The organism is Brevundimonas sp. LjRoot202 (genome assembly GCF_964253355.1).
In the GTDB taxonomy this organism is placed as follows: domain Bacteria; phylum Pseudomonadota; class Alphaproteobacteria; order Caulobacterales; family Caulobacteraceae; genus Brevundimonas.
Genome location: NZ_CAXUQW020000002.1, coordinates 474,631 through 493,279, shown reverse-complemented (window position 1 = coordinate 493,279; position 18,649 = coordinate 474,631). Strand labels below are relative to the sequence as shown.

Below are 18,649 nucleotides of genomic sequence, written 5' to 3'. Positions count from 1 at the left end.
TAGCTCCATTTGTCTGCCGGGACGGTTTAGCGGCCTGCCCCTGCGTTAACGCAAGGGGTCAGGCCTTCCGCGCCGCCTGCGCCTTGGTCAGCTCGATGAAGCCTTGGGCGGCCCCCATCTCGGGCACGGTCTCGCCGGCCCGGTCCGAAATTTCGGCGAAGCGGGCCGCCACCTGTTCCGGTGCGTCGTCGCCGGCGATCCAGTCGCCCTGCGTGAGCGTGACATAGGCGCGTTCGAAGCCGCCGGCGCCGGCGGCCAGGATGCAGCGGCTCGGGGCGTCCTCACTGACGAGATACAGCAGGCCCGGCGTGACCATGTCGGGCCCCAGCAGGTCCAGCGGCAAGCGCGCGCCAAGGTCCTCGGTCATGCGGGTGTGGGCGGTCGGGGCCAGACAATTGACCCGAATGTCGTTCTTCGCCCCCTCGATCGACAGCGTCTGCATCAGGCCGACCAGCGCCATCTTGGCCGCGCCGTAGTTCGATTGGCCGAAATTCCCGTACAGGCCCGAGGACGAGGTGGTCATGACGATACGGCCGTAGTTCGCGTCGCGCATGACATCCCACACCGCCTTGGTGCAGTTGACCGCGCCCATCAGGTGGACGTCGACCACGAAGCGGAAATCCTCCAGCTCCATCTTGGCGAAGGTCTTGTCGCGAAGGACGCCGGCGTTGTTCACCAGAATGTCGACGCGGCCCCAACGCGCCATGACGGCGTCGACCATGGCCTGTACGGCGGCGGCGTCGGTGACCGAGGCGGCGTTGGCCATGGCCTGGCCGCCTGCGGCCTCGATCTCGGCCACCACGGCCTCCGCGGCGGTCGCGGAACCGCCCGAGCCGTCCCGGGCGCCGCCCAGATCATTGACCACCACCCGCGCGCCGCGCTTCGCCAGCGCCAGGGCATGCTCGCGGCCCAGCCCGCCGCCGGCCCCCGTCACGATCGCCACGCGACCATCGAACCTTATCGCCATTCATCCGCTCCGTCTGATGCCGCCACTTCCTAGCAGGCCGTCCCGGCCCGGGGCAGCCCCGCAAAATGTGTTGGAATGGCGCCACAGTCGCCGCAATCCGAGCGAAAACAAGGAACCGGAACCGTACATTGCCGTTCGGCTCCGGAGCGTCCCGCATACAGCGTGGACATTCGGGCAACCTTGAGTGTGAGGGATATCATGAAGGTGAAGCTATTAGCTGGCGTCGCGATGGCGGGGCTGTTCGCAGCCGGCGCCGCGGCCGCCGAACCGAACGGCTGGTATGGCGCGATTGACGCCGGCTGGCATTCCGCGGACGTCGAGACGTCCAGGAACACCGAATTCGCGATCGAGGAAGACTGGGCCGGCTTCGCCCGCCTCGGCTACCGGTTCACGGAAAACTGGCGCGTCGAACTCGAAGGCGGCTATCGTCCCGGCGACATCGCCGCCGTGACCGGCGCATCCGATGCGGCGGTCCTCTGCAACGTCAGCCCGGCCGTGGGCGCCTGCGACGCCCCGGATGGCGAGATCACCTCGACCACCCTGATGGCCAATGTGATCTACGACTTCGGCTCCGCGGGCTCGAGCCTGCGTCCGTTCATCGGCCTCGGCGCCGGCATCAACCGGGTCAACACCGAGTTCCTCGGCACGCTGGCGTCCAACCGCGCCATCGCGCTCGGCGCCGACGACAGCTCGGCCAAGCTCGCGGCGCAAGCCATCCTCGGCCTGGCCTGGGCGATCAGCGATCGGGCCCATCTGGACCTGACCTACCGCTACCTGCTGTCGAACATGGAGTTCGAGACGTTCGACAACGCTGCAGGGTTCGACGTCGGTCCGTACGAGGGTCGCTACGAAGACCACTCGATCAGCCTGGGCCTGCGCTATGCGTTCGGCGCCGTCGAGCCGGCCTACATTCCGCCGCCGCCGCCGCCGGCCATCCTGCCGCCGCCCCCGCCGCCGCCTCCCCCGCCGCCGCCGCCGCCGGCTCCGGTCGCGCGTGAGTTCGTGGTCTACTTCGACTGGGATCGCTCCGACCTGACGGCCGAAGCCTCCTCGGTGGTGACGCAAGCGGCCAACTACGCCAAGTCGGGTCGTCCGACCCGCATCCTGGTCGTCGGCCACGCCGACACCTCGGGCTCGGCCGCCTACAACGTCGGCCTGTCCAACCGCCGCGCCCGCACCGTTGCGGACGCGCTGGTCGCCCAGGGCGTCAACGGCGGCGTCATCTCGCTCGACGGCAAGGGCGAAACCCAGCTGGCCCGCCCGACCGCCGACGGCGTTCGCGAGCCTCTGAACCGCCGCGCCACCATCGGCATCAACTTCTAGGACGGTCTGTCCGGGCGCTGCACGAAGCGCCCGGACCTGCCTCCCGGAAGGCCGAACGGCCTTTAACTGCAGCACCGCCGGTCCTTCACGGGGCCGGCGGTCTTGTTTTGTCTGCTGGAATGGTGAGATCCTTCGGCTCCGGTCCCAAGCCGGACGCGACGCCCGGAGGTTCCGATGTCCCGCCGTCTGCTCCTTGGTTTTGTTCTGTTCAGCGTCGTCGCCTGTTCTCCCGGCGATCCCGCCGAAGGCGCGCCGTCCACCGAGGCGTCCGCCATACAGCCGGGGGACAGCGGCCGGCGTGAGACGGCGGTCTTCGCGGGGGGCTGCTTCTGGTCCGTCGAGGCCAATTTCGAGGCGGTCCCCGGGGTGGTGTCGGCGGTGTCGGGCTTCGCCGGCGGCGCCACAGCCAGCCCGTCGTACGATCAGGTGGTGCGGGGCGGTACGGGCCATCTCGAAGCCGTCCAGGTGACCTTCGATCCGGCCCGGATCAGCTATCGCCAGCTGGTTGACCGCTTCTGGCTGACCATCGACCCGACCGATCCGGACGGACAGTTCTGCGATCAGGGCCCCTCCTATGCGACGGCCGTCTTCGCAGACCCGCGCCAGAAGGCGGCCGCCGAGGCCTCGCGCCGGGCGGCGGCGGCCCGAATCGGCACGGCCCGTTTCGTCACGCCGGTGCGAGACGCCGTCCGCTTCTGGCCGGCCGCGGCCGCCCACCAGGATTTCGCCCGCAGGAACCCGAGCCGCTACGGCGGCTACACCCGATTCTGCGGCCGCGCCGCGCGCCTGCGCGCCGTCTGGGGCGACGCGGCGGCGTGAATCGGAGCGGCCGCGGGCTTTCGCACAAAGCCATCCACAGACAATCCGCCCATAGCGGTGTGTCTCTCGCGCCACCCGGCGGGGCTGTCACATCACTGTCACACGAATGTCGTCCCACTTTCCGATGGGGCCCGTAGAGGGAGCGGGATTTCAGCCGGCCGAGGCCGGTCGGTGGGCGTTCGCGCCCTTCTTCATCGGGGATAGATGACAATGACGAACCGCAAACGCGTGTTCTGGGCGACGACCGCCCTTTGCAGCGGCCTACTGGTCGCCGGCGCCGCCGCCGCTCAGTCGACGGCCAGCCAGACGGTGGAAGCCACCGAAATCGAGACGGTGGTCGTCACCGGCATCCGCGGACCGCGCTCGCTGGCGGGCGCGATCGTCGCCGAGACCAATCCGAAGTCGCGCGCGACGATCACCCAGGAATACCTGGCGACCCAGAACGCCGGCCAGACGCCGCTGGCCTCGCTGAACATGGTTCCGGGCGTCAACTTCAACAACGCCGACGCCTTCGGTTCGTCGGGCGGCGACATCACCATGCGCGGCTTTGACGCGGCGCGGATTTCGCTGACCGTCGACGGCATCCCGCTGAACGACACCGGCAACTACGCCATCTATTCGAACCAGCAGCCGGACCCGGAAACGCTCCAGAGCGTCGCCGTGAACCTCGGCACGACCGACGTCGACAGCCCGACGGCCTCGGCCGCCGGCGGCACGATCAACATGATCACCCGTCGCCCCAGCCGCGACTTCGGCCTGACCGCCCAGGCGTCGGTCGCCAACAGCGACTTCATGCGCTTCTTCGGCATGGTCGACACCGGCGAGTTCGGCCCGTGGGGCACCTCCGCCTGGTTCTCCGCCTCGCAGGCTGAATACACCCACCACAACGGCCCGGGCGGCGTGGAAAAATGGCAGCTGAACGGCCGCATCTATCAGCCGCTGGGCGACAACGGCGACTTCCTCAGCCTGACCGGCCACTACAATGAGAACCGCAACGACTTCGGCCGTCGCGTGACCAAGGAAGAGTTCGAAGACGGCACCGCCTATGAGGACAGGGGGTTCGCTTTCGGTCCCCGGACCGGCATCAACCCGTCGAACACCGGCAACCTCCGCGGCCAGTCGCGCTTCACCCTCGCCGACAATCTGCGCCTGACGATCGACCCGACCTTCCAGTACACTCTGGCCAACGGCGGCGGGAACAACACCTTCCGGGAAACCGATCTGCAACTGATCGGCAACTCGGGCGCCGCCGGCGTCGACCTGAACGGCGACGGCGACTTCGGTGACCGCGTGACCCTGTACCGCCCGAACAACACCAACACCCACCGCTACACCGTCTCCAGCTCGCTGATCTGGGACATCAACGAAGATCACCAGGTGCGCGGCGCCTACACCTATGAGTTCGGGCGCCACCGCCAGACGGGCCAGCAAGGCTATCTCAACGCCGACGGCAGCCCGGAGAACGTGTTCGGCGGCCGTGGCGGCCGTGCGGTGGAGCTGCCGGACGGCACCATCCTGCAACGCCGGGACCGCCTGTCGCACGCCATCCTGAACCAGTTCTCGCTCGAGTACCGCGGTTCGTTCCTGGATGACGCCGTGGACGTCGTCGCCGGCCTGCGCGCGCCGTTCTTCAAGCGTGAGCTGAACAACTACTGCTACCAGCGCGACACCTTCAACGCCTTCTGCACCACCCAGACGCCGACGGTGGTGAACCCGGACGGCACCGTGCAGTTCCCGGCCTCGGGCCCGCTCAACTCGAGCCCGAACAACCGCTACGGCGTGCCGCGTCAGTTCGAGAAGGAGTACGACGATCTGCTGCCGAACCTGGGCGCCACCTGGCGGTTCGCGGCGGGTCATTCGGTCTACGCCAGCTACGCCAAGGGCTTCTCGGCCCCGCGCACGGATGACCTGTACGACCGGTTCATCCCGAGCCCCGAGCCGGAAACCACCCAGTCCTACGACCTGGGCTACCGCTACAGCTCGCCGTCGATCATCGCCTCGGCCGCGATCTGGCACACGGACTTCACCGACAAGATCGTCCGCAGCCTGACCGTCGTTGACCAGGAAGAAATCGCGATGAGCCGCAACATCGGCGACGTCCAGATGCAGGGCTTCGACGCCCAGGTGGGCTGGTCGCCGATCGACGCCCTGACGCTGTACGCCAGCGCCAGCTACATCGACTCGGAAGTCCTGGACGACGCGCCGGGCCTGAACCCCGGCGACGTGGTTCCGACCAAGGGCAAGCAAGTGGTTGAAACGCCGGAATGGCAGTACGCCGTCCGCGCCGACTACGAGATCGGTTCGTTCAACGTCGGCCTGCAAGGCAAGTGGGTCGACGACCGCTTCGCCAACGACGTCAACACGGAAGTCGCGCCGTCCTACCAGGTCTGGGATCTGGACGTCCGCTACAACCTGGCGGCGCTCGGGTCGGAAGACTCGTGGATCCAGCTGAACGTCACCAACCTGTTCGACGAAGAATACCTGGGCAACATCAACAGCCCGGACTTCGGTCTGGACCCGCGCCCGGCGACCTACGATGTCGGCGCGCCGCGCACCGCGATGCTGACTGTGCGCACCTCGTTCTAAGAGACGCACGCGGCTAAGGCTCGGGGGCGGTCCGGAAACGGGCCGCCCCTTTCCTTTTGGGCCCTGTCGCTTCGCGCCCTCTGAAGGCCCGGAAGCGATCCTGGAGCCTCCCGCATTTGTATCCGGGGCCATCTGCTCCTATCTGGCCCCGTTCTGTCTCCTTCATCGGATCCGCCCATGACCACCCCCGTCCCCGCTGAATGGTCGCCGCATCGCGCCATGTGGGTCGGCTGGCCCAGCCATGGCGAACTGTGGGAAGAGAACCTCGAACCGGCCCGGGCCGAGGTCGAGGCGCTGGTGCGCGCGCTGGCCGGCCCGGGTCGCGAGCGGGTGAAGCTGCTGGTCGGCAAGGCCGGGGCGCTGGACGACGCGCGCGCGCGATTCGTCGACGTCGCCGGTGTCGAGGTCATAGACGGCCGTTTTGGCGACATCTGGCTGCGCGACACGGGTCCGATCTTCGGCGAGGGCTCGCGCACGGCGGCCGCCTTCCGCTTCAACGGCTGGGGCGGCAAGTACGAGCTCGAACACGACGACACCGTCGCCGATCAGATCGGCGCGGCCTCCGGCGTCGCGCTGGATCGCCACGACGTCGTCCTCGAAGGGGGAGCGCTGGATCATGACGGGCAGGGGACGGTCCTCACCACCCGCCAGTGCCTGCTGAACCCGAACCGCAACCCCGGGTGGACCGAAGCCGCGGCCGAAGCCGCGCTCGCCGCCTCGCTCGGGGCCCGCAAGGTGCTGTGGCTGGGGGACGGCCTGCTCAACGACCACACCGACGGCCATGTCGACAACCTGGCCCGCTTCGTCGCACCGGGCGTCGTGGCCTGTCCGGTCGCCTGGGGCCGGGGCGACCCCAACGACGAGGTCTATGCCCAGGTGGCGAGGACGCTGTCGGAGATGACGGATGCCGGGGGGACGCCGATCCGCGTCCTGCCGCTGCCGTCACCCGGCTTCGTCGGAGACGACGACGAAAAGCCCATTCCGGCCAGCCACATGAATTTCCTCATCGCCAACGGGGCCGTGATCGTGCCGACCTACGGCGACGCCCGCGCCGCCGATCTCGTCTGCCAGGGCTTGAAGACGGTCTTCCCCGATCGTGAGATCATCCCGCTGCCGTCCCTCGCCATCCTCTCCGGCGGCGGATCCTTCCACTGCATCACTCAGCAGGAGCCCGCCTGATGGCCCGAACGATCAGCGTCGCAGCGATCCAGACCTCCTATGGCGAGGACTTGGACGCCAATATCGCCAGGACCATCGCCTTCGTGCGCGAGGCGGCGGGCAAGGGCGCGCAGGTGATCCTCCCGTCCGAGCTGTTCCAGGGGCCGTATTTCTGCGTCAGCCAGGAAGAGAAGTGGTTCGCCACGGCCTACCCTTGGCGCGAGCACCCGTGCGTGACGGCGTTGCAACCCGTCGCCGCCGAACTGGGCGTGGCCATCCCCGTGTCGATCTTCGAGCGCGAGGGGCCGCACTATTTCAACAGCATGGTCATGCTCGACGCCGATGGCTCGGCCATGGGCGTCTATCGCAAGAGCCACATCCCCGACGGCCCCGGCTATCAGGAGAAATACTATTTCCGGCCCGGCGACACGGGCTTCAAGGTCTGGAACACCCGTCACGGCCGTATCGGCGTCGGCATCTGTTGGGACCAGTGGTATCCGGAAACCGCGCGGGCGATGATGCTGCAGGGGGCCGAGGTGCTGATGTATCCGACCGCCATCGGCTCCGAGCCGCATGACAAGGAGCTCGACACCGCCGATCCCTGGCGCCGCGCCATGCAGGGCCACGCCGTGTCGAACGTCGTGCCCGTCGTCGGTTCGAACCGCACGGGGGCGGAACACGCCACCGAGGTCGGCCAGGTCTTCTACGGTTCGTCCTTCATCGCCGACCATCGCGGCGACTTGGTCGAGAGCCTGGGTCGGGACGAGGAGGGCGTGCTGGTTCACGCCTTCGACCTCGACTACATCGACCGCCACCGCGCCGCATGGGGCTTCTTCCGCGATCGCCGGACGGACCTGTACGGCTCGCTGGTCAGCCCGCGTCCGGCCTGAGCCCCAGCGCCCGCCGTTCGGCGGCGCAGGAGGGATTGCTCAGGCCCTCGGCCCGGGCGGCGGCCACTTCGGCCCGCGCCGCGTCGAAATCGGCCCGAAATTCGTTCGACGCGGCGATCCGCGGGAACAGCTCCCGGCCGCCCTGCTCGCCGGCGTAGACGTCCGGCGCGCTGTTCATCCGGCAGACCAGGCGGCTCGCGCCGATTTCCCGGCCGATCCGGCGGACCTGCTCCGCCCGGTCCGGCGCGAGCGCGGCGAAGGCCTCGCCGTAGAGGGTTCCCGCGATCGCCCCGGCCGCCGGGTACGACGGACTGTCCCGCATCGCCGGCGTGACCCGCTGACACGGCTCCAGCCCGGGATTGCGGACGATGGGGCGGGCGCTGCGTCCGTGTCTTGTCGCCGCCTCCCGGGTGAGGGCGTTGGCGTCGGCCAGCAGCCGGGCCATCAGTCGCGTCAGCGCGGGCCTCGGCCGGGCGGCCAGACGGGTTCCGAGCGCGCAATCGAAATGCTGCGCCGCCTCGGGCGGACGAAGTTCGGCGTGGGCGATCGCCAGCCACCAGCGATCCGTGCCGGGCTCGACCGGCTGGACCGTCTCCTCGAAAGGGGCGCGAAGGTTCGCGATCCGGTCGGCGACAGGCGCGACCTCGCTGGCGGGCAGATACCCCTGGGTGGCGATTACCGGGGGCGGGGCGCCAGCGGTCGCGCAGGCCGCCAGAAGGACGCAGGCGGCCATGGCGGCCGCCGGTTTCATCGTCCGGCGGTCCAGGAAAGCTGGACGCTGGTCGGCTCGCCTTCGATGCGGGTGGCCACGACGCTCAGCAACTGCCCCCGGCCGTCGGCCCCGTCTCCGGCCGCGTAGCCCATCGAGTCGCCACGATTCATCGTGTTGATCGACTTCAGACCGGCCGCCTCGGCGCGCTCGCGATAAAAGGCGACCACCGCCGCCGGGGTCGCGTCGGTGCTGAAGGTGACGATTCCGCCGGGCCCCTCAGGCCCCTGGGCGACGGTCGCGGGACCGCCGGGGGTCCCGCCGGGGTAGATCACGGCGAAGGCCGGCGCGCCCTCGGCCGCGGGCCGGGCGGTCGCGGCCCCCGCGGGCGGCGCCAGTCTTGTACCGGCCGGCGCGTCGGCGGCCGGAGCGACAGCTTCGACAGCAACCTCGCCAGCCGCCGGGGCGACCTCGGCCGGCTCCCGTTCCCCACACCCGGCCAGAACCATGGCTCCCATGACGGCGGTGGCCGCAAGACTGCGCTTCATCCCTGGATCGTCCCTTGAAAAGACTGTGTCGTTGGCTTCACCGTGGCCCATGCCTGCGGCGGCGGCAAGGCGGGTTCACGCCGCGAGCAAGGCGTCGATGACGCGGGATTCAGCCGGTGGCGGCGTCGGCCTCGTCGCCGACCTCCGGCTTGCCCTCGGCCGGGTCGCCGGCCGGGCCGGTGAAGTCGTGGCCGGTGTTGTTGATCGGCTGGTCCGGATTGGTCCCGGCGGGCGGTCGGGCGGCGGCGGAGCGCATCCCTTCGCTGGCGAGGCTCTCGTTGATCCGGTCCTGGTCCGGATCGATCTCCGACCCCGTGGCGGCGCCGCCCTGCAGCGAGCCGGCCCGGGTGTCGGATCCCATGCCGCTGCCCGAAACGGCCTCGGTGAGAGCGTCCGGGGTCCGGCCCAGATCAGGCTTTTCGCCCATGTCGTCGGCCTCGCGGGCGTCTTCGGTTTGCTGCGGATGTTGCTGCTGGGTCATGGCGAGCTCCTTCGTCGGAGTAAGCGAACCGCCCGGCGAGCGGTTCCGCCCGCGGCCGGCGCCGACGCCCGTCGAGACAGGAAAAAGGGCCGGGATTCGCATCCCGGCCCTCGGTCATCCATCAGGGTTCTGACGTTCGGCTCACTTGCCGAACAGTTTGGCCCAGCGGCGCTTCTCGCGGGTCTTCCAGGCGCCCCGGTGATAGGCGTCCGAGCCGATCAGCGGCACGACCGTGGTGGCTTCGGCGAAGACCATCTGCTCGTGCGTGGTCTGCACCTTGCCCCACGAGGCGGCCTCCTTGAGGGTCGACGACGAGCAGGCCCCGTCGCGGACGTCGGCGACGGTGATCTGGACCGCATAGCGGTGCATCTCCGCCTCGACGCCGAGGATCTCGGCGCAGACGACGGTGTCCTGGGCGAAGTTCTTGGGCACCCCGCCGCCGACCATGAACAGGCCGGTGACGCCGGCCGCGATCTTGATGTCGGTCAGTTCGCGGAAGTCGGCGATGGCGTCCAGCATCATATAGGGCTGGCCGGCGGCGGCCCGTTCCTTCTGGTGCTTGACCAGGCCGAAGCCGGCCGAGGAGTCGACGAAGGCCGGGCAGAAGATCGGCACGCCCTCTTCATAGGCGGTCTGGATCAGGCTGCCGGGCTTCTTGGCGTTACCCTCGGACAGCCACTTGCCCATCTCCCAGATGAACTCGCGCGAGGAATAGCCGCGCGGCTCCAGCCGGTTGGCGATCTCCAGGATGGTGTGGTCGCAGGCCTGGAGCTCTTCCTCGTCGATATAGGTGTCGTAGATCCGGTCGATGTAGTTGTCGCGCAGGACGTTGTCGTCCACCTCGCCGGCGGCCTGGTAGTGTTTGAAGCCGAGGGCCTCGAAGAAGTCCATGTCGACGATCGAGGCGCCGGTGGCGACCACGGCGTCGATCATGCCGAACTTCACCATGTCGCGGTACACGTGCATGCAGCCGCCGGCCGAGGTCGAGCCGGCCAGGATCAGCCACGGAGAGCAGTCCTTGTCCTCCAGCGCCATGTTGAAGATGTCGGCGGCCCGGGCCGTGTCGCGGCTCGAGAACGACATCTTGCGCATGCTGTCGATGATCGGACGGGCGTCGAAGGAGGTGATGTCGACGTGTTCGACGGTGTTCTGAAGGAGCTGGGCCTTCTGGTTGGTCTGAACGGGAGCGTTCATTGCAAGGGTTTCCCTTTGGTTTGAGCGCCCGTCGTCAAAGAGAACAGCGGCCCGGACGGAGCGACGGGCCGCTGCTGATTACAACGCGTAAGCGACAGATTAGCGCCGACGCTGCTTCCGCTGGCCGGCCTTGCCCTTCGGACGGCTCAGGCGAACCACCTTGCGGGCCTGTTCCTCGGCCGAGGTGCGAACCGTCGGGATCGACCGCGGCGCCAGGCCGTACAGCGAAGCCATCGGGGCGTCCTCGACCACGGCGAGGTCGTGCTCGCCATAGCCGTTGAAGCCGGTCGACATGGCCACGCCATAGGCGCCGAGCATGCCGATCTCGATGAAGTCGCCTTCCTGCACGTCGGCCGGCAGCCAGAACGGGCCCGGCATGTGGTCGATGCTGTCGCAGGTCGGACCGTAGAAGCGGAACGGCTTCAGGTCGGCCGAGGCCGCGCCGTCCCGGACCAGCTTGGTCGGGAAGGGCCAGCGCGAGTGCGTCGCGTCGAACAGCGAGCCGTACGAGCCGTCGTTCAGGTACAGGGCATCGCCCTTGCGCAGGTCGACCCGGCACAGCACCGACGAGCTTTCGGCGACCAGCGCCCGGCCGGGCTCGCACCACAGTTCGGTGGTGTGGGTGACCGGCATCTCGGCGAAGCCGCGGTGGATGGCGTCGGCGTATTCGCTCATGTCCGGCGGGACCATGCCCGGATAGACCGAGGGGAAGCCGCCGCCGACATCGACGATGTCGACGATCACGCCGGCGCGGGTGATGGCGCGGCCGACCTGGGCCATGGCGGCCTCATAGGCGGACGGGCGCATGCACTGCGAACCGACATGGAACGACACGCCCATCAGACCGTCCTGTACGGCCTGGCGGGTGGCCAGCAGCAGGGACGGGGCCTGGTCCGGCGACACGCCGAACTTGCCCGACAGGGAATAGGCCGCGCCGTCGGCCGACACCGCCATGCGCACGACCAGGTTCAGGTCGGCCGCGCCGCCGGTGGCGTCGAGGATCTTGGCCAGTTCGTCATGGCTGTCGAGCGAGAAGGTGCGGACGCCGAACTCGAAATAGGCGCGGGTGATGGCGCCGCGGCTCTTGACCGGATGCATGAAGGCCAGGCGCGCGTCGGCGCTGACCGAACGCACCAGTTCGACCTCGGCGAGCGATGCGACATCAAACCCGGTGACGCCGGCCTCGACCAGGGTCTCGATGACCCAGCGCGAGGGATTGGCCTTCACCGCATAGAAGACGTCAGCCTTTAGATTGTCCTGGAACCAGCGCGCCGCTACGGAAACCGAACGCGGCCGCACGAGGGCGACGGGACGCTCAGGGGACCGCTCACGGACCAGGTCCAGGGGAAACTGGTACGTGCGCAATTCACGTAACCCCCTGTTGATTGTGAAACCCAGACCGGCGTTAGCAGCGCTTAACGGTTAGACCACGGGGTCCGCCGGAAAGCGCGATATGGGGATAACGGGGCGTCATGTAAAGCGGTATTTTCGTGACGGCGCCTCGACCGGGATGCGCGCTCCACGGGTCCGCCGGCGCCGGGACGCAGGCGATGTTCACGCCGTCACGCTGGACGAAATCGTCGCGGGCGTGCCATTAAGACTTGCCCGATGGGCCCGTTCGGGCCATGCGGCGCGCCCCTGCAACCGCCGACAGTCTGTTCATGACCGCATCCGCCGCCGCCGTCGCGTCCGTCCGGGACGTGTCCAAGACATTCGGCGCCCGCAAGGCCCTGAACGGCGTGTCCGTCGAGGTCGCGGCCGGCGAAATGGTCGCCCTGATCGGCCCGTCCGGCTCGGGCAAATCGACCCTGCTGCGCTCCATCACCGGCCTGCAGAGCATCGACGCCGGCAAGGGCGTCATCGAGGTCTTCGGCGAAACCGTGCAGAAGAACGGGCGAACCACCGGCTCCGTCCGCGCCGCGCGCCAGAAGCTCGGCATGATTTTCCAGCAATTCAACCTGGTCGGCCGCCTGTCGCTGTTCTCCAACGTCATGCTCGGCGCGCTCGGCCGCATCCCCGAGTGGAAGGGCTTCCTCGGCCTCTGGCCGGCGGCGGACAAGCGCAAGGCGATGGAAGCCCTGCACCGCGTGGGCGTCTCCGACTACGCCGCCCAGCGCGCCAACACCCTGTCCGGCGGCCAGCAGCAGCGCGGGGCCATCGCCCGGGCGCTCGTCCAGGGCGCCCAGGCCATCCTCGCCGACGAGCCGGTCGCCTCGCTGGACCCGGTCTCGGCCCGCAAGGTCATGGAGCTGCTGGTCGAGCTGAACCAGCGCGACGGTCTCGGCGTCATCGTCACCCTGCACCAGGTCGACTACGCGATCCGCTACTGTGATCGCGTCATCGCGCTGAAGGCCGGGCGGATCGTCTATGATGGGCCCGCCACCGGCCTGGACACCAAACAGCTTATCGACATCTACGGTCCCGAGTTTGAGGACGCGTTCTGGGAAGCCAAGGCATGACCCTGCCAACCTTCACCCGCCGGCTGGCGCTCGTCGCCGCCCTCGCCCTCGGCGTCGCCTCGTGCGGCGGTGGTGACGACAGCAAGATCGGCGGCACCCCGTCCGAGCTGACCTTCTCCATCCTGTCGGCCGAGGGCCAGGCCTCCGCCGGCCCGCTGTGGCAGCCGCTGCTGGACGACATGTCCAGGGCCATCGGCGTGCCGGTGAAGCCCTATTTCGGCTCGAACTACACCGTGCTGGTCGAGGCCATGCGCGGTGGGCAGACCCATGTCGCGTGGTTCTCGGCCAAACCCGCCATCGAGGCCATCGACCGCGCCAACGCCGAGGTCATCGCCCGTACGGTGAACAAGGAAGGGATGGACAGCTACCACTCCACCCTGATCGTGCGGACCGGCTCGGGCATCACGCTCGACCAGGTCCTCGCCTGCGGCAAACGCTTCGACTTCGGCATCGGCGACGCCCAGTCGACCTCGGGCACGCTGGCCCCCATGGCCTTTCTGTTCAACCCGCGCGGCATCGCGCCGGCCCAGTGCTTCAAGACCGTGCGTTCGGCCAACCACCAGTCGAACGCCTTCTCGGTCGCCGCGGGCGTGCTCGACGTCGCCACGTCCAACACGGTCAACACCGTCTTCCTGACCAAGCAGAACCCCCAGGTGGCGGCCCAGATTCAGGAGATCTGGCAGTCGCCGCCCATTCCGGAGAGCGGCATCGTGCTCCGTGAGGACCTGGACCCCGCGCTGAAGGAAAAAATTCGCAGCTTCTTCCTGACCTATGGCCAAGGCGAAACCCCTGAGGCCGAGCGCCAGCGTCGGGTGTTGGCGGGACTGGAGTATTCCCGCTTCAGCGCCGCCGATGACAACTATCTGAATCCTGTCCGCGAGATGGTGGCCGACCAACAACTGGGCGAGGCGCGGGCGAAAGGCGACACGACCGCCGCCGCCGCCGCCGAACGCGAACTGCAGCGCCTGCGCAGCCTGCGCGAGGTCCAGCCTTGACCGACGTCGCCGTCAAACCGGCCGCGACGGCCATTCCAAACCCGCCGACCAAGTCGATGGGCGCGTGGGCGCTGGACATCCTGATCTGGGGCGGCGTGGCCGCCCTGCTGATCTACAGCTTCGCTCCGCTCGAGCTGGTCAGGGTCTCCAAGCTGTTCAGTAACAACGAGCACACCCAGAATTTCGCTCGCGAACTGCTGCGGCCCGACTTCGCAAACTGGAAGCTGTTCGTCACCAAGATGTGGGAGACGGTGCAGATCGCGCTGTGGGGCACCTTTATCGCCGTTTTCGCCGCTGTTCCGATGGGCTTGGCCGCCGCGCGCAATATCGCCCCGGGCTGGGTCGTCACGCCGATGCGCTGGCTGATGAACATGCTGCGGTCGATCCCGGATCTGGTGATCGGCCTGCTGTTCGTCGTCGCCGTCGGCCTCGGCTCGCCGGCGGGTGTGCTGGCCATTGCCCTGAACACCGCAGGCGTGCTGGCCAAGCTGTTCTCCGAGGCCGTCGAGTCGATCGACAAGGGCCCGGTCGAGGGCGTCCGCGCCACCGGCGCATCCAAGCTGCACGAGATCGTCTGGGGCGTGATTCCGCAGGTCGGTCCCCTGTGGACCTCGTTCGCCCTCTACCGCTTCGAGTCCAACAGCCGCTCGGCCACGGTACTGGGTCTGATCGGCGCCGGCGGCATCGGCCAGGTCCTGTTCGACAACATGAACGCCTTCAACTTCCGCGCGGTCTCGGCCATCGTCATCGTGATCATCGTCGCCGTGACCCTGATCGACATGCTGTCCCAGGCCATGCGCAAACGGCTGCTCTGATTACGGACTGAAGACTCAACGAAAAGCCCGCCCCTGCGTCGCAAGGGCGGGCTTTTTTCTGTTCCGGGGAACGGCTCAGGCCTGACGCAAATCCGGCGGCGTCGCCTCTTCCGTCAGCATCCGGATGGCCGCCTCGACCGACACCACCTCTTGCGCCTGCGAGCCCAGCCGACGGATCGCGACCATGCCCTCTTCGGCCTCCTTCTTGCCGACCACGGCGATGACCGGGACCTTGCCCACCGAGTGCTCCCGCACCTTGTAGCCGACCTTCTCGTTGCGCAGGTCGATCTCGGTGCGCAGGCCGGCCGCCTTGAACTTCGCCACCACCTCGCGGGCGTAGTCGTCGGCCTCGGACACGATGGTCGCCACCACCGCCTGGGTCGGCGCCAGCCACAGGGGGAAGGCCCCGGCGTAGTTCTCGATCATGATGCCGATGAAGCGCTCGAACGAGCCGAGGATGGCCCGGTGCAGCATCACCGGCCGGTGCTTCTGGCCGTCCTCGCCGATGTATTCGGCATTCAGCCGCTCCGGCAGGACATAGTCGAGCTGCAGCGTGCCGCAGGTCCACTCCCGGCCGATGGCGTCCTTGACCACGAAGTCGAGCTTGGGCGCGTAGAAGGCGCCGTCGCCTTCGGCGATCACCGGCTCGACGCCCGCCGCCGCCGCCGCCTCGGCCAGCATGCCTTCGGCCTTGTCCCAGAACTCGTCCGAACCGGCGCGGACGTCCGGGCGGGTGGCCAGGTTGATGTAGGCCGTTTCCATGCCGAGATCGGCGTGGACGATCTTCGTCAGTTCGATGAACCGGCGCGTCTCGTCGACGATCTGGTCCTCGCGGCAGAAGATGTGGGCGTCGTCCTGGGTGAAGCCGCGCACCCGCATCAGACCGTGCAGGGCGCCCGACGGCTCATAGCGGTGGCAGGCCCCGAACTCGGCCATGCGCAACGGCAGCTCGCGGTACGACCGCTGGCCCTGGTCGAAGATCTGGACGTGGCCCGGGCAGTTCATCGGCTTCAGCGACAGCGTCTCGCCCTCGACCGTCTCGCAGACGAACATATTGGGCCGGTATTTCTCCCAGTGGCCCGAGGCCTCCCAGAATTTCCGGTCCAGGACCTGGGGCGTCTTCACCTCGACATAGCCGGCGGCGTCGAGGCGGCGGCGCATATAGGCCTCGATGACCTGCCACAGCATCCAGCCCTTCGGATGCCAGAACACCATGCCCCGGCCCTCTTCCTGCATGTGGAAGAGCTCCATCGCCCGGCCGATCTTGCGATGGTCCCGCTTCTCGGCCTCCTCGACGCGCAGCAGATAGGCGTCGAGGTCCTCCTTCGAGGCCCAGGCGGTGGCGTAGATGCGCTGCAGCTGCGGATTGCGGTGGTCGCCCCGCCAGTAGGCGCCGGCCAGCTTGGTCAGCTTGAAGGCCTTGCCGACGAACTTCGTCGACGGGAAGTGCGGCCCGCGGCACAGGTCGACCCAGTCGCCGGTGCGGTAGGTGGTGATCGTCTCCGTGCCCGGCAGGTCGCGGATAAGCTCGGCTTTGAAGGTCTCGCCCTTGCCCTCGAACAGCTTGATGGCCTCGTCGCGGTCCCAGACCTCACGGACCAGCTTCTCGTCGCGGTCGACGATCTCGGCCATCTTCTTCTCGATGGCGGCGAAGTCGTCGGTCGAGAACGGCTCCTCGCGGAAGAAGTCGTAGTAGAAGCCGTCCTCGATGGCCGGGCCGATGGTCACCTGGGTGCCGGGGAACAACTCCTGCACCGCCTGGGCGAGGATGTGCGCCGCGTCGTGGCGGATGGTTTCCAGCGCCGCCGGGTCGTCGCGCATGATCAGCTTGAAGTCGCCGCCGCTTTCCAGCGGGCGGTCGAGGTCGCGCTGCTGGCCGTTGATCTCGACCAAGGCGGCGCGCTTGGCCAGCGAGGGCGAGATGGAGGCGGCGACGTCGCGGCCCGTGGCGCCGTCGGGGTATTCGCGGCTCGCGCCGTCGGGGAATTTCAGTTCGATCATCGTTCAGTCTTTGCAGGCGGCGGAACCGGGTCATAGCCCGATTTGCCGAGAGGATGGCATTTGCAGAGGCGCCGGACGGTGAGCCATCCCCCCTTGATCGGTCCGTGCTGGATCAGCGCGTCCCGGCCGTAGTCGGAGCAGGTCGGCAGGAACCGGCACTGCTGCCCGATCAGGGGAGACAGCGTCAGCTTGTAGCCGCGATGGGCCAGCCGGACGCCGCGTTCGTAGAGATTACCGCCGGGTGCCATGTCGCCGCGCTTATCCCTCGCAAAGACGGCGGGGGCAACACGGCCTCAAGCAGCGAAGCGGCAGGCCGACGGCAGGCCTTCAGGCCGCGCCGGCGAGGCTAGTTCGTGTGTCGGGGCTCCTGCGGGCGAGCGCCTGACGCACCGCGTCCAGCGTCGCCTCGATGGCCACCATGGTCGAGGCGTGGCGCGCCGGATAGTCGGCGACCAGCTTCAGCGCCCGCAGGCCCTCGAACCGGCCCTCGGGACCCTCGCCGCCGGCCTTGAGCATGGCGGCCATGGCGTCCCGCGTCGCCGCGATTTCTTCGGCCGAGGCGCCGATGACGCTCTCGCCCAGCACGCCCGCCGCGGCCTGGCCGAGGGCGCAGGCCTTCACATCCTGTGCGAAGGCGGCGATCCGGCCGTCGTCGTCCAGCGTCACGTCCACGACCGCCTTCGATCCGCACAGCTTGGCGACGCGCTCGCCCGTGCCCTGCGGCGCGGCCAGCCGTCCGCTGTGCGGCATATTGGCCGCGAGCTTGAGGATGCGCGCGCTGTAGAGCTCGTCGATCATGGGCTGAAGATAGGCGGGGCGGGCCCGAACGGGAAGGGTTCGCGCGCTCAGCTTCCTTGCAGCGAGCCCCAGGTCCGGGCCTGGTCGGCGGCGGCCGATCCGGTTCGCGCCCGCAGCCAGGCCAGGTTGCGGTCGGCGGCGTCCGGCGGCAGGTCGCGGCGCATCATCGCCTCGGCCTCGGCCATCTTGCCGTTCAGGCCCAGGGCCATGGCCAGGTTCAGCCGGACCTTGAGCGAGGCTCCGGGCTGGGCGACGGCGCGGCGCAGCAGCGGCTCGGCCGTCGCGGTGTCGCCGCGCGTCATGGCCGAGATCGCCATATTGGTCAGCACATCGGGATTGTCGGGCGACAGCGCCAGCGCCTGGGCCCAGGCTGTCTGGGCGTCCTGCGACCGGCGCACCTGCTCATAGGCGGTGCCCAGCAGCGACCAGGCCCGCCAGTCGTCCGGCCGCGCCTCCCGCGCCCGCTCCAGCGCGGCGACGCCGTAGAAGGCCTGCCCCCGGGCGATATGGCTCCGGCCGACTTCCAGCATGGCTTCGACATTGCCCGGCTGGACCAGCAGGATCCGCTCGGCCATCTCGACGGCCTGGTCGTACCGGCCCAGTTCGCGCAGCGCCTGCGCCGCCTTGACCCCGGCGGCGGGGTCGAGCGGATTGATTTCGGCCTGCTCGGTCCAGAACAGCGAGCGGCTCAGCGGGTCGGCCCGGTCATAGGCGGCGCGCGCCTCGGCGGTGGCGGGCGCCCGCGTCGCTGCGGCCGGTTCCGCGGCGGGGGCGGTCTGCGCCAGGGCGGGGCTCCCGAGCGCCGCCAGGGGCGCGACGAACAGGGCGATGGTTGCGATGCGGGCGGTCGTGCGCGACATGGAAGGCGCTCCGGAAGGTTCGGGCTCCAGACTCGGCTCTTCGCGT

At 68.8% G+C, this 18,649-nt stretch carries 18 protein-coding genes; 8 read left to right on the top strand and 10 right to left on the bottom strand.

What is annotated here, in order from left to right:
* Positions 1 to 58: 58 nt before the first annotated feature.
* The gene (locus tag ACSQ1L_RS07375; protein WP_435993469.1) at positions 59 to 967 is read right to left on the bottom strand and encodes an SDR family NAD(P)-dependent oxidoreductase; all 909 of its coding nucleotides are present in this window, start codon (positions 965 to 967) and stop codon (positions 59 to 61) included.
* Positions 968 to 1,165: 198 nt separating this feature from the next.
* Between ACSQ1L_RS07375 and ACSQ1L_RS07370 the strand changes: the two genes are divergently transcribed.
* The 5 genes from ACSQ1L_RS07370 to aguB all read left to right on the top strand — a co-directional run bounded on the left by ACSQ1L_RS07370 (position 1,166) and on the right by aguB (position 7,743).
* Entirely contained in the window at positions 1,166 to 2,290 is a 1,125-nt protein-coding gene (locus ACSQ1L_RS07370) for an OmpA family protein (protein WP_435993467.1), read from the top strand.
* Between the two features lie 174 nt (positions 2,291 to 2,464).
* Positions 2,465 to 3,109, top strand: a complete 645-nt coding sequence (msrA, locus tag ACSQ1L_RS07365; RefSeq protein ID WP_435993465.1) for a peptide-methionine (S)-S-oxide reductase MsrA — start codon at positions 2,465 to 2,467, stop codon at positions 3,107 to 3,109.
* Positions 3,110 to 3,319: 210 nt separating this feature from the next.
* Positions 3,320 to 5,695 (top strand): TonB-dependent receptor, encoded by a 2,376-nt coding sequence (locus ACSQ1L_RS07360; RefSeq protein WP_435993463.1) that lies wholly within the window; start codon positions 3,320 to 3,322, stop codon positions 5,693 to 5,695.
* Positions 5,696 to 5,872: 177 nt separating this feature from the next.
* On the top strand, positions 5,873 to 6,874 hold the full coding sequence (locus ACSQ1L_RS07355) for an agmatine deiminase family protein (protein ID WP_435993461.1): 1,002 nt from the start codon (positions 5,873 to 5,875) through the stop codon (positions 6,872 to 6,874).
* Positions 6,874 to 7,743 carry an N-carbamoylputrescine amidase gene (gene aguB / locus ACSQ1L_RS07350; protein ID WP_435993459.1) on the top strand — a complete coding sequence of 290 codons (870 nt, stop codon included), beginning with the start codon at positions 6,874 to 6,876 and terminating at the stop codon, positions 7,741 to 7,743. The genes ACSQ1L_RS07355 and aguB overlap by 1 nt, the downstream gene beginning before the upstream one ends.
* Here the strand turns inward: aguB and ACSQ1L_RS07345 are convergent.
* The 5 genes from ACSQ1L_RS07345 to ACSQ1L_RS07325 form a co-directional block, all read right to left on the bottom strand.
* On the bottom strand, positions 7,724 to 8,494 hold the full coding sequence (locus tag ACSQ1L_RS07345) for a PA-phosphatase (RefSeq protein WP_435993457.1): 771 nt from the start codon (positions 8,492 to 8,494) through the stop codon (positions 7,724 to 7,726). The two genes, aguB and ACSQ1L_RS07345, sit on opposite strands and share 20 nt — an antisense overlap.
* Positions 8,491 to 9,000 (bottom strand): hypothetical protein, encoded by a 510-nt coding sequence (locus ACSQ1L_RS07340; RefSeq protein WP_435993455.1) that lies wholly within the window; start codon positions 8,998 to 9,000, stop codon positions 8,491 to 8,493. Before ACSQ1L_RS07340 ends, ACSQ1L_RS07345 begins: the two co-directional genes overlap by 4 nt.
* A gap of 109 nt (positions 9,001 to 9,109) precedes the next feature.
* The gene (locus tag ACSQ1L_RS07335; protein WP_435993453.1) at positions 9,110 to 9,481 is read right to left on the bottom strand and encodes a ribonuclease; all 372 of its coding nucleotides are present in this window, start codon (positions 9,479 to 9,481) and stop codon (positions 9,110 to 9,112) included.
* 141 nt (positions 9,482 to 9,622) lie between these two features.
* On the bottom strand, positions 9,623 to 10,675 hold the full coding sequence (locus tag ACSQ1L_RS07330) for a 1,9-bis(guanidino)-5-aza-nonane synthase (protein WP_435993451.1): 1,053 nt from the start codon (positions 10,673 to 10,675) through the stop codon (positions 9,623 to 9,625).
* Positions 10,676 to 10,774: 99 nt separating this feature from the next.
* Complete coding sequence (locus ACSQ1L_RS07325) at positions 10,775 to 12,040, bottom strand: type III PLP-dependent enzyme (protein ID WP_435993449.1); 1,266 nt, start codon at positions 12,038 to 12,040, stop codon at positions 10,775 to 10,777.
* A gap of 296 nt (positions 12,041 to 12,336) precedes the next feature.
* Between ACSQ1L_RS07325 and phnC the strand changes: the two genes are divergently transcribed.
* The 3 genes from phnC to phnE are packed head-to-tail and all read left to right on the top strand — an operon-like array spanning position 12,337 to position 14,944.
* Positions 12,337 to 13,134 carry a phosphonate ABC transporter ATP-binding protein gene (gene phnC, locus ACSQ1L_RS07320; RefSeq protein WP_435993447.1) on the top strand — a complete coding sequence of 266 codons (798 nt, stop codon included), beginning with the start codon at positions 12,337 to 12,339 and terminating at the stop codon, positions 13,132 to 13,134.
* Complete coding sequence (gene phnD, locus ACSQ1L_RS07315) at positions 13,131 to 14,129, top strand: phosphate/phosphite/phosphonate ABC transporter substrate-binding protein (protein WP_435993445.1); 999 nt, start codon at positions 13,131 to 13,133, stop codon at positions 14,127 to 14,129. Before phnC ends, phnD begins: the two co-directional genes overlap by 4 nt.
* Before the next feature lie 56 nt (positions 14,130 to 14,185).
* Entirely contained in the window at positions 14,186 to 14,944 is a 759-nt protein-coding gene (gene phnE / locus ACSQ1L_RS07310; protein ID WP_435993671.1) for a phosphonate ABC transporter, permease protein PhnE, read from the top strand.
* A gap of 75 nt (positions 14,945 to 15,019) precedes the next feature.
* Here phnE and thrS read toward each other — a convergent pair whose 3' ends face one another.
* The 4 genes from thrS to ACSQ1L_RS07290 all read right to left on the bottom strand — a co-directional run bounded on the left by thrS (position 15,020) and on the right by ACSQ1L_RS07290 (position 18,603).
* A complete protein-coding gene (thrS, locus tag ACSQ1L_RS07305) occupies positions 15,020 to 16,945 on the bottom strand; it encodes a threonine--tRNA ligase (protein ID WP_435993443.1) in 1,926 nt (641 codons plus the stop codon).
* A complete protein-coding gene (gene yidD, locus ACSQ1L_RS07300) occupies positions 16,942 to 17,193 on the bottom strand; it encodes a membrane protein insertion efficiency factor YidD (RefSeq protein ID WP_435993441.1) in 252 nt (83 codons plus the stop codon). The genes thrS and yidD overlap by 4 nt, the downstream gene beginning before the upstream one ends.
* A 79-nt stretch (positions 17,194 to 17,272) precedes the next feature.
* Positions 17,273 to 17,743 (bottom strand): iron-sulfur cluster assembly scaffold protein, encoded by a 471-nt coding sequence (locus tag ACSQ1L_RS07295; protein WP_435993439.1) that lies wholly within the window; start codon positions 17,741 to 17,743, stop codon positions 17,273 to 17,275.
* 47 nt (positions 17,744 to 17,790) lie between these two features.
* Positions 17,791 to 18,603 carry a tetratricopeptide repeat protein gene (locus tag ACSQ1L_RS07290; RefSeq protein ID WP_435993437.1) on the bottom strand — a complete coding sequence of 271 codons (813 nt, stop codon included), beginning with the start codon at positions 18,601 to 18,603 and terminating at the stop codon, positions 17,791 to 17,793.
* Between the last annotated feature and the right edge of the window lie 46 nt (positions 18,604 to 18,649).